General features: G+C 43.2%; 16 protein-coding genes and 1 tRNA gene. 2 read left to right on the top strand and 15 right to left on the bottom strand.

Annotated features, from left to right (window positions below):
- Window positions 1–19 precede the first annotated feature (19 nt).
- The 12 genes from JR334_09495 to JR334_09440 all read right to left on the bottom strand — a co-directional run bounded on the left by JR334_09495 (window position 20) and on the right by JR334_09440 (window position 10,982).
- The gene (locus JR334_09495; GenBank protein QRN85179.1) at window positions 20–1,507 is read right to left on the bottom strand and encodes a hypothetical protein; all 1,488 of its coding nucleotides are present in this window, start codon (window positions 1,505–1,507) and stop codon (window positions 20–22) included.
- A gap of 92 nt (window positions 1,508–1,599) precedes the next feature.
- Window positions 1,600–2,640, bottom strand: a complete 1,041-nt coding sequence (gene selD / locus JR334_09490) for a selenide, water dikinase SelD (GenBank protein QRN85178.1) — start codon at window positions 2,638–2,640, stop codon at window positions 1,600–1,602.
- Between the two features lies 1 nt (window position 2,641).
- Window positions 2,642–4,039, bottom strand: a complete 1,398-nt coding sequence (locus tag JR334_09485) for an aminopeptidase (GenBank protein ID QRN85177.1) — start codon at window positions 4,037–4,039, stop codon at window positions 2,642–2,644.
- Window positions 4,036–4,737: an epoxyqueuosine reductase gene (locus JR334_09480; GenBank protein ID QRN85176.1), complete on the bottom strand. Its 702-nt coding sequence runs from the start codon at window positions 4,735–4,737 to the stop codon at window positions 4,036–4,038. Before JR334_09480 ends, JR334_09485 begins: the two co-directional genes overlap by 4 nt.
- On the bottom strand, window positions 4,730–5,608 hold the full coding sequence (locus JR334_09475; protein ID QRN85175.1) for a LysR family transcriptional regulator: 879 nt from the start codon (window positions 5,606–5,608) through the stop codon (window positions 4,730–4,732). Before JR334_09475 ends, JR334_09480 begins: the two co-directional genes overlap by 8 nt.
- Before the next feature lie 138 nt (window positions 5,609–5,746).
- Window positions 5,747–6,079, bottom strand: a complete 333-nt coding sequence (locus tag JR334_09470; protein ID QRN85174.1) for a rubredoxin — start codon at window positions 6,077–6,079, stop codon at window positions 5,747–5,749.
- 102 nt (window positions 6,080–6,181) lie between these two features.
- Window positions 6,182–6,673: an acetolactate synthase small subunit gene (gene ilvN, locus JR334_09465; GenBank protein ID QRN85173.1), complete on the bottom strand. Its 492-nt coding sequence runs from the start codon at window positions 6,671–6,673 to the stop codon at window positions 6,182–6,184.
- 56 nt (window positions 6,674–6,729) lie between these two features.
- Entirely contained in the window at window positions 6,730–8,316 is a 1,587-nt protein-coding gene (locus JR334_09460) for a D-aminoacylase (GenBank protein QRN85172.1), read from the bottom strand.
- Between the two features lie 29 nt (window positions 8,317–8,345).
- Complete coding sequence (locus JR334_09455) at window positions 8,346–9,083, bottom strand: tRNA 2-thiocytidine biosynthesis protein TtcA (protein ID QRN85171.1); 738 nt, start codon at window positions 9,081–9,083, stop codon at window positions 8,346–8,348.
- Window positions 9,084–9,929 carry a DegV family protein gene (locus tag JR334_09450; protein ID QRN85170.1) on the bottom strand — a complete coding sequence of 282 codons (846 nt, stop codon included), beginning with the start codon at window positions 9,927–9,929 and terminating at the stop codon, window positions 9,084–9,086.
- A gap of 88 nt (window positions 9,930–10,017) precedes the next feature.
- Complete coding sequence (locus JR334_09445; protein ID QRN85169.1) at window positions 10,018–10,398, bottom strand: methylglyoxal synthase; 381 nt, start codon at window positions 10,396–10,398, stop codon at window positions 10,018–10,020.
- Between the two features lie 68 nt (window positions 10,399–10,466).
- The gene (locus JR334_09440; GenBank protein ID QRN85168.1) at window positions 10,467–10,982 is read right to left on the bottom strand and encodes an ECF transporter S component; all 516 of its coding nucleotides are present in this window, start codon (window positions 10,980–10,982) and stop codon (window positions 10,467–10,469) included.
- 247 nt (window positions 10,983–11,229) lie between these two features.
- Between JR334_09440 and JR334_09435 the strand changes: the two genes are divergently transcribed.
- Window positions 11,230–12,636, top strand: a complete 1,407-nt coding sequence (locus JR334_09435; GenBank protein QRN85167.1) for a PLP-dependent aminotransferase family protein — start codon at window positions 11,230–11,232, stop codon at window positions 12,634–12,636.
- Window positions 12,637–12,673: 37 nt separating this feature from the next.
- Window positions 12,674–12,771 (top strand) — tRNA-Sec (locus JR334_09430).
- Window positions 12,772–12,904: 133 nt separating this feature from the next.
- Here JR334_09430 and citF read toward each other — a convergent pair.
- The 3 genes from citF to citD are packed head-to-tail and all read right to left on the bottom strand — an operon-like array spanning window position 12,905 to window position 15,595.
- The gene (citF, locus tag JR334_09425; protein ID QRN85166.1) at window positions 12,905–14,440 is read right to left on the bottom strand and encodes a citrate lyase subunit alpha; all 1,536 of its coding nucleotides are present in this window, start codon (window positions 14,438–14,440) and stop codon (window positions 12,905–12,907) included.
- Entirely contained in the window at window positions 14,437–15,324 is an 888-nt protein-coding gene (locus JR334_09420) for a CoA ester lyase (protein ID QRN85165.1), read from the bottom strand. The genes citF and JR334_09420 overlap by 4 nt, the downstream gene beginning before the upstream one ends.
- Entirely contained in the window at window positions 15,317–15,595 is a 279-nt protein-coding gene (gene citD, locus JR334_09415) for a citrate lyase acyl carrier protein (protein ID QRN85164.1), read from the bottom strand. The genes JR334_09420 and citD overlap by 8 nt, the downstream gene beginning before the upstream one ends.
- Between the last annotated feature and the right edge of the window lie 6 nt (window positions 15,596–15,601).

Here is a 15,601-nt window from a genome sequence, read left to right as displayed (position 1 = left end):
CCCCTTCGCCTATTATTCTTTAGTAGCATATACATATTTCCTTTCTGAGATGTACATAGTTGGCATCATCTTGCGCTTCATCATTTCGAATTATGCGAAAGGGAAATATTCTGCGGATTCGAGCTTCAATAAGGACTTGCTTGCCCGTATAGCCAGCTACTGGCAAAAGCTCTTGAATACGGTCTAGTTTTTTTTCCTCACCAGTCAGTAGTAGATCCAAGCGTTGGTGGTCCTCATAGTCAAGCAGGATATTTTTAAATGGATTGGTGGTTCCCGGGGTAATATGAATGAGGGGTACAGCTTCTTCTAATCCCACCATGTAGTAAAGATCGATCAATCCTTGTATTCCTCCTGAGACTAAGGAGTAGATGGTTCTGGCCAGAAGTTCCGGTGGTGATTTGGGATCCAATAGAAAATAGCCAAGTGAATCTAAAGCCACCCGCTCTGCTAACAAACGTAGGCCATAGGAAGCTCCTGGATGTTTGGCTCCGGTAATCAAGTATTCTATTTCCGCTTCATGGCTATCACTCGTGACATCGGAAAAATACTTTAGCGCATATTCTCCCAAATAAAACCGGTCTCTACCCTCCTTTAGAATATCGCGAGCTGCCTGAATCAGATTCAAGGCGTTCTCACAATCCTCTGTGTCGATTTCACTACCTGATATCATCTGGTCTGTCGCCCCATCACGCCAACCTAGCCTTTCCTCTGTTCTCTTTTTTGCTTTTGTCATCTTATCCAAAGTTGACTGCAACCTACTTTCCTCAGCCATCTGCTTGGCATCTACTTCTTCTGGCACTTGGCTTAGTCCCTGATTGGTCAAAATATCTTGCGTTTTATAGGTAAGGTCACGATTTTCGTCATACAACTTATCGATTTCTCTTTCTTTTGAACGTACTTTCCTTTCTAGTTTATCAATCCGCGCCGAGTCAGGTGGATCTTCTTTTTTTGCAGCGCTGATACTGCGCCGGAGGCTCTTAATATCCTTCTTCTTGTCCTTGATTTTCCTATTGTTTTCCTCTGTTCTTTTCATATTTTCCTGCGTCATTTCCAATTGTTCTGCCTTTGCACCAGCATGTGAATACGATTCAGACGACTTTAAATGCGAGACCAAATCCCATAAAGCCCGAGCTCCCCTAATCGGCGCCACATACTTTACATTTTCAAGGATTTGTCTTTTCAACACATCCCTTTCCAATGGCTCAATTGACTGAGCCTGAACCCGGGTAACCTGAAGTTTCAGCCAATTATTGCTATCTAAGTTACTCTCAATATCCTCCTTAAGTTGCTTGGCATCTGGCTCATCCTGGAAGAGGAAGACACCATAATCTTGCCAAACACTAGTGTCATAATCTGCTAGACAACTTCTTGTCGCACTGTAACAAGCTTGGTCAAAATAAGTCCTAGCCAAACTCTCCCACAAGGCTTCAAAAATGAACATACCGAACAATAATAGTAGCGGTAGCAAAATGGCGAACAAAATTGTAGTAGATCCTTTCTTGTTCATTGCGCCTCCTCTCATCGCAAAAAAATTCAGCAAAAGAGAGCAATCTCCTTTGCTGAATCCGATGATTTCGAAACCTTCACATTCTTTTTTCGTTAGCGAATTATAATTTTACCTGGGCTATGTTTATCTGCATAACCAATGATGCTTCCTTTTCCACCTAAATCTGATATTTGTTTAAGATATGTTTGTGCTTCCGTTTCTGTAAGGGCCAATAGCAAACCGCCAGAAGTCTGCGGGTCATTTAGAATATCTTGCATTTCGGCTGTAATATGTTCGGCAAACAACAATCTGTCCGCAAGATAGCACTTGTTCCGATGCGCACCAGCTGGTACCATCCCCATCTTAGCTAGATCCATCGTTCCATCTAGTACCGGTACTCGATTGAACTCGATGGTAAAGCCAACACGGTCATCTGCTACCATCTCATAAGCATGACCCAGCAGGCCGAATCCTGTCACATCTGTGCAAGCATGTACACTAAGTCCTCTCGTAGCATCGAAGGCTGCTTTATTCAAGGTACTCATGGTTTCAGATACTTTGGCAATTTGTTCCACTGTCGCCATCTCAGCCTTAATGGCCGTGCTAATAATACCAGAGCCTACGGGTTTGGTTAATACCAACACATCTCCCTCTTTTGCGCCCCTATTTGCCAGGATTTTATCAGGATGAACGATACCAGTTACACTCAGACCGTATTTGGGTTCATCGTCTTCAATAGTATGTCCTCCCAGCAGGCTGGTTTTTGCCTCAATCAGTTTATCTGCACCTCCACATAAAATAGCCTCCAAAATAGAGAGATCCATCTTGTTTACTGGAAATGCTGCAACATTCATCGCCGTCTTGGGTTCTGCGCCCATAGCATAGATATCGCTCAAACTATTGGCTGCAGCAATCTGGCCAAATAAGTAGGGATCATCTACCATCGGTGTGAAAAAATCCACCGACTGTACCATCGCCAACTCGTCTGTAAGTCGGTAAACGCCAGCATCATCCATGGTGTCGCCACATATCAATACATTCTTATCTTCTATCATCGGTAATTTTTCCAATATTTTGCTCAAGGTCCCCGGACCTACTTTAGCTGCTCAGCCAGCAGCGCTAGACATTTCAGTTAAACGTAATTCTTCACTCATCTTATTTCCTTTCTAAAAATACTTTATAGCCTAAATATGTATTATAAATATCTGCCTTATCGGCAATTTCAAAAGGTGAATGCATCCCCAATAGTGCCGGCCCAGAATCAACTGTCTCAATTCCCAATTGTGACAGGTACATGGCAATGGTTCCGCCACCACCTTGGTCAACCTTACCCAGCTCGCCAGCCTGCCAAATTACACCACCTTTGTTGAATATCCTGCGAATTTCACTCATATATTCTGCACTCGCATCGTTGGCTTCGTACTTACCGCCAGACCCTGTGTATTTAGTCAAAATTAATCCTTTACCCAACTCGGGTGCATTATTCGTATCAAAAAGATTCTTATAGTTAGGATCTATTGCAGCAGATACATCTGCAGAAAGAGCTTTGGCCTTATCCATGATGCTTCCCATAACAGATAAACCCTGTAAGCCTTCCGCTTGGGCCATCTTAGCAATCGAGTATTCTAAAAAGCGTCCCTGAGCACCAGTATTGCCACTAGATCCAATTTCTTCCTTGTCACTAAGCAAGACCAGTGCACTATATTGCAGTTGTTCCGCCGATAGTAGTGCCTCTACCCCTGCGTAGGCACAGATGCGGTCATCTTGACCATATCCACCGATAAAAGCACTATCTAGACCTACATCACGAGCCTTACCACTAGGAACTACCTCTAGCTCTGCACTAATCAAATCTTCCTCTTTGATACCAAAGCGCTCATTTAAAAGAGTCATCACATTACTCTTAATACGCGATTTTTCTTCTTTATCCTTACAAGGTATGGCCCCCAAAAGAACATTTAGTCCCTCGCCTTCAATCGCCTTGCTCATGGGTTTGGTCATCTGGTCCTTCGCCAAGTGTGGTAGTAAATCAGCAATGGTGAAGACGGGTTCATCGTCCTTTTCACCTAGCACAATCTTCCTAACCTCTCCGCTTTCTAAAACTATAACACCGTGAATGGCCAAGGGTATTGACAGCCACTGATACTTCTTGATTCCACCATAGTAGTGCGTCTTAAGTAGGGCCAGTCCATCGTCTTCATACAAAGGTTGTCCTTTAAGATCAAGTCTAGGCGCGTCCACGTGTGCACCTACTAAACTAAATCCATTCAAAAGAGACTCTGTTCCCACAATGCCCAATATTAGCCCTTTTCCCCGATTGTTGAAATAAAACTTGTATCCTTTTTGGTAATCCTCTGCTTTAAAAGCTGTAAAACCAGCATCCTCTGCTTTTTTTATAAAATGGTCCACTGATTCTCGCTCTGTTTTACAAGTCCCCAAAAATTCCTTATATGAAGTGGCGTGGGCCATCACTTTTTCACGGTCCATTTCGTCCCACCCATTCTTTTTATCGTAATAATATTGATTCTGCTTATCCTCTTTATTTTTACTCATTTTCCATTTCCTCTCTTTCCATAGGGACATGCAGCAATGCATTTTCCACAAACTCTTTTGCCGAAAGCACTACGCACACGACTCAAATGGTCATCACACAGATGACCCAAAAATCGTTCTTCTAAGACATCTCCTGCTAAAAATTCTTTCCCTGTTATGGCTCCTGCCGGACAAGCCTCAACGCAAGCCCTACAGCTACCGCAACCATTTTTAAGAGGGGTGCCTGTCTCAAAGTGTGCATCACTCAGAATAGTTACCAGTCTATGCCTAGGCCCGAAATCTGGATGGATAAAAGAGGAACTTTTTCCAATCCAACCAAGTCCTGCTAGGTTGGCAGCCAGACGGTGCGAAAAGATTCCGGATAATCTTTCATCTCCTGTTCGCTGTGATGCGGGAACAGGAAATGCCTGGTAGCCCTGATCTTGTAGATAATTGGCCATCAGTAAAGCCATTTCATCTAATTTGCGATTCAGAACATTATAGTAATAAAGATAGGTATGCGTCGGTCCATCCGTCAGCTGATTAACTACCTCTCGTGGGTAGGCAAGACCTATCACCACGGCCCGTGGATAGTGAAGTAGCGCATCGCCATGTTCCTTTTTGATATATTCTCTTACTGGGAGCAAATCAGCAAATCCAACAAAGGAAGCACCTTGCTCTTTGAGTTTTTGAACTACAATCTCATTTAAATCAGTCATGCCCTTCCTCCAACATTTCCACAAAAGTTTGACCAAGGGGGCTTAGGGTTCTATTCTTCAGCCAAATGATATATAGCTCTCGCTCGATGCGAAAATCTTCAATTGTGAGGATCTTAACTTTTTCACCACGCACAGCCATTCTTGAAACCCAGCTAAGTCCCAACCCCGCTTCTACGGCGGATAGGATGGCTCGTGTACTACCCAATTCCATTAACACCTTGCAATTAACATTTTTGCGTTTCTTTATTTCTTGCTGCAACTGGTTGCGAGTACCTGAACCGAACTCACGCATCAGAATTCTCTCGGGCAATACATCTTCTAGCAACACCTGTTCTTTCTCACATAGGGGATGACCTATGGGTGCAATGCAAACAATTTCATCCGTCTGAAAAGGTTTTGCCACAATCTGTTCTTCTTGGGGTTGTAATCCCACAATGCCCACGCTAATATTCTCCTGGAGGAGCATCTTAATAATACTGCTAGAGTCCCCTATCTGCATGCGCAATTCAGCTTGGGGAAACATCCTAGTAAAACGGGCCAACTTGTCTGATAAAAGATACTCGCCTGGAATAGTAGACGCACCAATCCGTAGTGAACCTTTTTCCATATTTTTAAACTGTTCCATCTCACAATCCATCTTTTCGTACTGGTTAAGGATGGTTTTGGCACTTTCATAGAATAAGCGACCGGCTTCTGTTAAAACCAGTTTTCGCTCACTCCGTTCAATTAATTTTAGCCCCATATCCCCTTCCAGCGTCTTGATTTGCCAAGAAATGGCTGGCTGGGTCATATACAATTTTTGGGCTGCTGGTGTGAATCCGCCTTCTTCAACGATGGCGACAAAACACTGTAGTTGTTTAAAGCTATGCATAGTTCCTCCCATTGTAGCTACGTCTAATGCATTCTACGTCCAAACCATTCTAACGCTAAAGTATAAAAATTTAAAGACCATAAGCATAATTTATGATTATATATAGAAAAGTCTTGCGGCAAACGCCGCAAGACTTTATTAATTCCATTTTCCTTTTTTCACATGAGTCGCAAGTTCAGCCGTAATCATCTTCTTGCTTTGCAAGGCCCAGTTCCTTGTTTTGGAAAAAATATCCACACAGCCAGGGTCCAAGTCATCACTTATGCCCTCTTCCGTAATCATAATAATGGTGTCTAAAGAAGAAGACAACTGCAAATGGAGGTCATTGGTAAAACGTGCTCGAATTATCTTATCCGCCTCATCTTGAGCTACTTCCACAAAATTGCTTTTATCAGCTCCACATTTAGGGCAAACTTCCGGCGGTTCATTGCCATCATGTAAATATCCACATATAGTACATCGAAATATCATCGTTTCACTTCCTTTCTAAAATATAGTTTCGTAACTATGTATTTATTCGTCGTTGAGAAGTGAATTCCTCTATCATTTTTTCACAAACTCGCTACACAACTACTAGCACTTGGTCAATTCTTCTTCTCGTGCCATCACGATAACACCAGTGCGGGTAATTTCCAAAATTCCTCGTTCTTCCATTAGTACGATCAAAGCATCTATCGTCTCCGGACTGCCAGATGTTTCAATAACCATGGTGGCGGTGTGGGCACTAACAATCTTAGCACCAAAGATGTTCGCAATATCTACAATCGCTGAACGGTCTTTTGCTTCCGCTTTCACTTTGATCAGGGCCAATTCTCGCTCAATTGATTTTGTTTTGGTCAAATCAGCTACATACACTGTATCCACCAATTTAACTAGTTGCTTCCGAATCTGGTCTACATTTTCTTCTTCGCAATCCACGACCAAGGTAATTCTGGTAAGACGTGGATCCTCACAGGCACCTGCAGCAATGCTGATGATATTGTACCCTCTTCGGCTTATCAAGCCCGCGATATGATTAAGTACGGTCGGGCGATTGACTACTAGAATTCCAAATGTCTGTTTCATAGTATTTCTCCTTGTTTTTATTCATTTTAATCGCTCGGGCTTGTTTAGACAAGAACTTATGCACCAGCGCGTAGTAATCTTCCTTTTTCTTCGCTTGCACTTGCTCCATTCACAAATACTTCACGTATACCAAGTGGAAGACTAAGTTCTGCCATATAATCTTCCTCTACGCCAAGGCTTTTCTCATCAAACAATACAAGATCAGCCATGTATCCTGGTTTAATCAAGCCACGGTCAGTAAGTCCCAATCTAGATGCTGAAAGAGAAGTAACACGACGTACTGCTTCTTCCATCGTGAATACTTTCTGTTCCTTTACCATTTTTTGGAAAAAGAGTGGCATGGTTCCATAGAGTCTTGGGTGACTTCTGCCCGTCGGTATCCCGTCGGAACCAACCATCGCAACTTTGGAAGCCATCATTTTAGCCAAATCCTCATCACTAAATATATCCAACATCATCATCGCACTCTTGCCTTCATCCTCAGCAATCACCTTAGCAGCAGCTCTTGTTGCTGATACATTCAGTTCGTGGGCAATGTCCGCTATGGTCTTATTGGCATACTTGTTGTTTTCCTCTTTAAATACTGAACTTACCAAAATCTTATCCCATCCTGCTATCGCTGAAAAATTGTCCCACCCAGGTATGCCGAAACCTGGATCCGATAGTTCTTCTTCCAAGCGCTCTAAGCAGGCCGGATCGTTGAGGCGTTTACACATCATGGCTGCACCACCATTTCTAATCCAAGGTGGGAGGACTTGAGAGAGTGTGGTGCTTCCACCACTATATGGGTGTTCATCATAGGTAATGTCTAAGCCCTCATCCCAAGCAGATTCGAGCATCTCTAGAATTTCTTCTGGTGTTAGGCCAAATTCTTCTTTGCCGTATGACTTCAAATGAGAAATATGCATCTTAACGCCACTTAGGCGTGTAATTTCGATCATCTCCTCAACAGCCTCGGTCATGCGGTCCGAATGACTGCGGATGTGAACCATAAAGACCCGATTCTCTTCAGCAAGAACTTTCGCTAGTTCCAAGATTTCACTTTTATCTGTATACATTCCTGGTAAATAGGAGAGTCCAAATGACATACCAAAAGCACCTGCAGACAAGGACTTTCGCAACATATCTTTCATGCCTTGCATGAGTTCTGGCGTAATTACTTCATCCTTCAGGCCAACTACGCTAGCCCGAATCGACCCATGGGATACAAGAAATGTTTGGTTATGCAACATGGGGCGTTGTTCTACTTCTGCTAGAAATTCACCGAAAGTAGGCCAATTCCAGCTTGCCTCTTTGGCATCCCCTATAACTGGTAGAAAATATGCTTTCCAATCTGTCATATCTTTCCTGTAGGGAGCAGCTGACATACCGCACTGCCCAGAGCAGTCAGTCGTAATGCCCTGCATCACGCGGGAACTACGTACCGGCTCCTCACGAAAAGACAATAAATCCGTGTGAGCGTGCATGTCGATAAATCCAGGAGAAAGACATAGCCCCCTCGCATCTATCACTCGTTTGGCCGTTCCTTCAATCCCCTTTGCTACTTCAACTATTGCTCCATCTTTAATAGCTACATCCAGTTTTTCTCTAGCCGCGCCGCTTCCATCAAACACAGTTGCACCCGCGATCTTGATGTCAAACATTTTTCTTACTTCCTTTCAAAAAGAAACCTTCACTGTTCCTCATTTAACAAGGCCCAAATACCACTTTTGTCGATATTCTCTAGGGCACTCTTGAATTTATCCTTAAAATCAGGATATTGCATCTCTAATCCCTTCACAAATGCTTTCATCTCTTCCCGTTTGGTAATACCATCTACCGGGCACTCATTTTTCACCTGGGGCAATCCCTTACTATTGACCATTGATTGGATTGTCTTTTCTGTTAAATAGGCCATGGGACGAATCATTGTGATATCACGTCGGTCTAAGTACAATTTTGGAGCAAAGGAACCCAACTTCCCAGTATAAAGCAGATTCAAGAAAAAGGTTTCGGCTGCATCATCCAAATGATGTCCTAGCGCTAGCTTGTTACAACCTAGCTCCTTAGCTTTCGACACTAATGCACCCTTACGCATTTTAGCGCATAAAGAGCAAGGGTTCTTCTCTTCTCGAATTTCAAAAACAATTTCTTGAATTTGGGTTTTTTGGGTGTGTAATTCGTAGCCAAGCGTAGAGCAGAATTTTTCCAATTCTAGCATTTCCATGCCAAAGCCAAGATCCACATAAATCGGATACACTTCGAAATTAACGGGTAAATGTCGTTGCAACTCCTCCATTATATACAGAAGAGCCGAACTATCCTTACCACCTGAGATTCCAACTGCTACCCGGTCCCCGTCCTCAATCATCGCATATTGCTTACAGGTTTTTTTTACTTTTGTAAGATACCATTTACCATCATTACTCATTTATGGTGCCTCACTGAAAAAATACAGGGTAACAGCACCCCTTCCGGTATGTGAGCCAATCGTTGCACCCATCTCGGTTATAAAGATATTACTCAAACCTAACATCTCCTTTAATTCATCTGCAAGCATTTGAGCTCCCTTGGGATTGGCAGCGTGGGTAATGAAGATTTTTTGTTGTTCCAAATCCTTACCGCGCTTCTCCATTTCAAGAATCAAGTGCTTTAAAGCCTTCCTCTGCCCTTTTACTTTGGCAAACGGTAGCAGCTTTCCATCCACCATATGAATCAATGGTTTAATGTTCATCACGCCACCCATAAAGGCTGCCACGCCACTGATGCGGCCGCCGCGTCGTAACATTTCCAAATTCTCCACCATAACCAGATGTTCAATATGTGTGGACATCCATTCAGCAGCCTCGGTCAGTTCCGCTAAGGATAGACCTTGTGCCGCTCTTTTTTGAATTTCATAAACAATTAGTCCCTGGCCGCCACAGGCCGCCTTGGTGTCTACTACTCGAATACCTTCATAGTCCACCATCTGCTGAGCAACAAGGCAAGACTGATAAGACCCTGACAAGCCAGAGGAAAACACCAAAAACAATGCTTCTTCCTTCTTGTCTTTTACATCTTTCATAATGGCTTCATATCTATTCGGTGTAATCTGTGTGGTCGTCGGCAATCCCTCGGTTTTTTCGAGCATATCAAAGAAGTCCACGGGTGATATATCATATTGGTCGCGGTATTCCGCACCGTCCAATGTCACAAACATAGGTAATGTTTCAACATTCCATTCATTCAATATCTCTAGTGATACATCACATGTCGTCTCGGTGATTATTCTTACCATTCCTATCTCCTTTTTTCATTTCATATGTAAAGATTACTCTTTAGCTCCGGTCTCGTCAAGATAAGAAAATAAGCCCTATAGGGGCTTATTACAATTTGTTTCTTTCCTGTTCTAGTGCCTTAAAAATTAGTTCCGCTGTACTTTTATTGGTAGCGCAGGGTATGTTGTGCACATCACAAAGCCGAAGCAAGGCAGATACATCTGGCTCATGTGGTTGTGCCGTTAAGGGATCACGAAAAAATACTACCAGTCCAATTTCTTCCTTGGCAATCATGCCACCGATCTGTTGGTCGCCACCATATGGACCGGATAAACACTTTTCTACCTTCATCTCTGTATGTGTTTCAATGAGTCGCCCCGTAGTTCCCGTTCCTACCAACTCTTGCGACCCAAGATAAGCTTTGTGTTTTTTGCAAAAGGCAATCAAAGATTTCTTTAAGTTGTCGTGTGCTATTAATGCAATTTTCATAATCGTCCTCCTTGGTTGTCACCATTATAACTTGTCTAGTAGGATTGTGTCATTATGATTCACGCATATCATTTCAGAATATCCATTTTTACCTTACTCAGGGCCAGTGCCAAGGGTATAGCAATCGCAGCACTTAATAAAACCTGAAATGCGTTTTGCGGTATGGATAATAAAGATACCGTAAAGCCAAACAGAATGCCACCACCCACATAATATCCAGCAATCATAACGAAAGAAGCAGCAATTAAGCCCAGTACGCCCCGGATGCACTTTATACCTCCACCAGAAAACATCCGGTAAGATAACCAGCCCGCCACAAGCCCTTCAAGTCCTTTGATTACTAGTGTATAGGGAGCCCAGTGGGCATATCCGAGTAATATATCTCCCAAAGAAGAGCCTAAGCCTCCCGCAAGTAATCCTACATGAGGACCAAAAAGAATGGATGTTACAAAAATTACTACATCTCCGAAATTGACGAATCCTTGGGTGCCCACAACAGGAATGGTAATTACCATGGTCGCTACCGTGGTTAACCCAATCATCACAGCAGTCAATACTAAGCGTTCAACTCGTTTGTCTCTCACTACGAATCTCCTCTTTTCTTAAGATGGTTCGATTATGGTGCAGAATCTGTAAGAATGCAATACTAGGAAAGTAGCAATGAGAATTGTAATGATACAATATATAGAGAATACTCTTTTAGCAATCCGACAGGCTACATACATAACTAAAAATTCCTTTGATTATCTGCATCTTAGGAATTCTACTTTCATTTTCTCATTAGATGTCTTACAATAATTGTACGGGTACAGTTAAAAAAAAGGAGTGCACATGAGACCATATTCAGAAATACAAATCAATCACGAGAGTGAATTACCCTATTATATCCAAATTTTTCAGGCTATCAAAAAAATGATTTTAGATGAAGAAGTAGCCGCGCACAGCAAATTACCACCCATTCGGAAATTATCTGCTGCCCTCGCTGTGAACAACGGAACCATCGTAAGTGCTTATAAACAGCTGGAAATTCAAGATTTGGTTTATTCCAAACCAGGGAGTGGTACCTATGTTGCCACCAAGCATGTCCAAGAGGCGGAGCCTGCTTCCTATTCCTTGTCGCTACCTGACATGAGTGAAGCAATTGCAGTTGATTTCACGGGTAACTCCCCGGAACCTGAACTGTTTCCCTTAGAGGCGTACAAGCACTTGGTAGATATGATTCTAAAAAAAGAAGGCGGTTACGCCTTCAGTATTTCCGATGCCCAAGGATACCTTCAGCTCAGACAATCTTTGGCACAATGGTTAAGCAGACGCAGCATTCCTGCAAGTCCAGACCATATCCATGTCACTTCCGGTTCACAGCAGTCTCTAGATATCGTTAGTAAAGCACTTATTCGCCGGGGTGATGTCGTAGCCGTCGAAAGTCCAGTCTATCCTGGCGCCTTGGCTACTATTAGTTCACAAGGAGCCAAAATTTTAGAAATCCCTCTTAAGGCGGATGGACTTGATTTGGTTCAACTTGAAGAAAGAGCTAAGAGACATCAGATTCGATTTCTCTACACCATGCCCTGCTTCCAGAACCCTACTGGTGTAACTTGGACATTACAGAAGAAACAAAAATTGCTGAGCCTGGCCAAGCAATATCGCTTTTATATTCTAGAAGATGATTTTTTAAGTGAGTTTTCCTATGGAAGTAAGAATCTGCAAACATTAAAAGAATTAGACAGTAATAATCAAGTAATCTATATCAAAAGTATCGCTAAATTGTTAATGCCGGGTATGCGTTTGGGCTTTGTTCTCGCACCTGCTGAGCTAAGTGGTCAAATCCGGACTAACAAATATCTGGCAGACCTTTCAACTGCTGGCCTAACCCAACGCGTCATCGACCTATATTTACGGACGGAGGATTGGAGCACGGCCTTCAAGACCATGAACGCCCACTACAGAAGTAAGTATCAGTTGCTAACCCAAGAAGTAGCCAAGCATTTCCCGCCCGAGGTGACCTACATTCCGCCTCAAGGAGGATTTAGCCTCTGGTTCGAGTTGCCAGAAGGCGTCAGCAGTTCTCTTTTAGCAGAACGTGCCGCCAAATTGGGTATCCGACTCAATGCGGGCAATGTTTACTACATGAACCAAACACCCAATCGCTATTTCCGATTGGCTTTTGGAAAAGCTAGTGCTGCACAAATTCGCAGTGGTATTCCACTCTTAGGGAATTTGCTGAAAGTTATCTGTTGATTTTTTTCCCGTATTCTATATAATAGAGTCCGTGCGTGGGAGTGGATTGGACCTGGTGGTTCACCTGGACTTCAACTCCAGTCGTATGGCAGTGATCCTGGCATAGGTGGGTTCGATTCCCACACATTCCCGCCAAAGCCCCATGAGGGCTTTTTTTTTTATTCTTTTTCAAGTTATCCAATTGGTATCCACAATGGATGAAGGCCAGCCCGCAAACTATGTTGAAGCACTTCTTCTTTCAACATCAGCCAGCACTATATTGGGGCCGCTATATCTTTCTTACAACATCAATCAGGGTACCATCTCGGTACTCAACAAAAGCGACAATTCTTCCATCTTTATCTAATGCTTGGGGTTCTCCCGTTAATTCATAGGCCATTTCTTTTAACCTTTTGATATCTACTAGGTGGATACCAGCCTGAAGCAGTTGCTTTCTTACGTCTTCCCTTCTCGGGTTGACAGCGATTCCTCGTTCAGTTACAAGAACATCAATACTTTCTCCTGGTGTCGTGACGGTAGTCACACTTTCTTTAACGATGGGGTTTCTTTTTTTAACCAGTTGAGTCACAACGATTGCTAATTTTGCTCCTGCTGCCGTATCACTATGACCACCAGAGCCTCCCATAATGCACCCGTCTGAGCCTGTGGTTACGTTAACATTAAAATCTTGGTCAATCTCTGTGGCTCCTAAAATCATTACATCCAGCTGGTCGACTACAGCACCTTTATTATGGGGATTTCCATATTTGGAAGCGGACATTGCTTGATGCCTGCTATTTTCACGAAACGAACGTATCGCCTCGTGGTCAAAGCATTGGACATCTAGCAAGGCCCGAAACATTCCTTGCTCAAACATGTCCACTAGGCATCCAGTAATCCCACCAGAAGCAAAACTACCAACGAGCCCCTCCTCAAGCATTTTCTCCTTTAGAAAATGGGCCACCGCCAGGGAAGTACCTCCGGCCCCAGTTTGGAATGACATTCCCTCTTTCAGATAGCCAGAAGCTTCAATCACCTTGACCGCTTGGGCGGCAATTTTCAGTCCGAGGGGATTTCTAGTTATCTGAGTAGTTCCCGATACGATTCCATCCGGGTCACCAATACTGTCAACTACCAAAACATAGTCTACATATTCCTGACTTATGGCAACTCTTTCTGCTGGATAAGGTACAAGGTTATCTGTCACAGCAACTACCTTCTTGGCATATTCCGCATCTGAGACGGCATATCCCAAGGTGCCACAGGCTGCCGGACCTTGCACTCCATTGATATTTCCACAGCAATCTGATGTCGGAGCCCCGAGAAAAGCTATATCAATGACTAGTTCACCGCTTTCTATAGCCCTAGCTCTGCCTCCATGGGTATGCATAATTGCCGGATATTTTAGGTCCCCTTGCGATATTGACTGGGCCACAGGTCCAGAGATATAACTAGCAATAACGCTGGTTACGACCCCTTTTTGAATCCATCCAACCAAGGGTGCATGCACCGGAAATAAAGAACTTGCTGCGATCGTCAAGTCTTTTATTCCCATTTCAGCGACTTGTTCCATTACCATGTTCAGAACCTTGTCCCCATTTCGAAGGTGATGGTGGAAGGATAAGGTCATGCCATCTTTAATCTCAAGTTCCCTAATCAATTCTGCTAGGTTGTTTCGCCTTTTACTGGCTTTGTGCTTTTTAACCGTGTCTATTCTATTCATATATTCTGAATTTGAAACGTTCTTGTTTATTCCTGCAAAAGGTCGAATCTCACCATACCCTTCAGAGTATTCCGGAAGAACACGCCCTATACTGTTTATCATGACAAAGCTTCCTCCTTCTGTCGATATGCCATCACATTCTCCAATATTTTTTCCGCCCGGACAACCACAGGCGAATCTATCATTTTCCCATGAAGGGAGCAGACCCCTTTACCTTGTTTTTTCGCCTCACTCCAAGCTTCCAAAACTTCTTTAGCCCATAAAATATCTTTTTGTGTCGGCATAAATGCGTGCTGGATCCTTTCGATTTGCCGTGGATTAATCGCAGCCTTCCCTGTTGCTCCCCAACGGATTGCTTCTTGTATATCGAATGTCAGCCCTTCAAAATCATCTACATCGGTAAAAGGTGTATCAATAAACTGCAGTCCATATGCTTTGCATAGATTTGCTAGCCGGGCCCGGGCATAGGACAGCTCCAACCCCTCCCGTGTTCGTACTATTTGCATATCAGCCGTATAATCTTCTCCACCCAACAAGATTCCATCCAGACGAGAAGAAGCATCAACGATTTCACGCGCATGTTCTAAACCAAATGCCGTCTCAATCAGTGCAAAAATCCGAATGCTGTTCGCTTCAAATCCTTTATTTTTTTCAACCTCATCTAAAAGCTTTCCACACGCTTCTATGGCTTTTTCATCTGCTTTGGGAAGTAAAATAGCATCAGGATGGCAGGATGCAATACGTAACACATCTTCTGGACCCCATACTGAATTCAAAGGATTAACTCGGACCATGATTTTTTTAGGACTCAGATCAAAGGTTTTCAGGGCCATGGAAATCAGTGTTCGGGCTGCATCCTTTTCCTCTAGGCTCACAGCATCTTCCAAATCAAAAATTATACCATCTGCATCAAATACACTTGCATTTTGAATCATGCCTGGATTATTGCCAGGTATAAACAGCAGGCTTCTTAGGACTTCACTCATAGGAAGGACCTTCCATTGAGCGGCTTAGGGCAGTCAGTACACGAGACTTTATGGTATAATCGAGCGCTCCGCTATCCTTGGCAACGACCAATACTTGAGTGACACCAGCCTCGTCTAGTGTCTCTTTTATTGCCTGTTCAATATGTTTGCCAAATTGTTTTTTTACTTTACTTTCCAATTGAATCTGAATGCTTTGATTTGATGGATGAAGCATGATTAAAATATCATTGGACTCCATCGACCCGGCTTGAGATGGTCTTTCTATCTTCATAGGACA

The sequence above is a fragment of the Clostridia bacterium genome (assembly GCA_016887505.1).
Taxonomy (GTDB): Bacteria; Bacillota; TC1; order TC1; family UBA5767; genus UBA5767.
The sequence above is the reverse complement of the archived record's forward strand: the minus strand, read 5'-3'. Positions and strand labels throughout refer to the sequence as shown.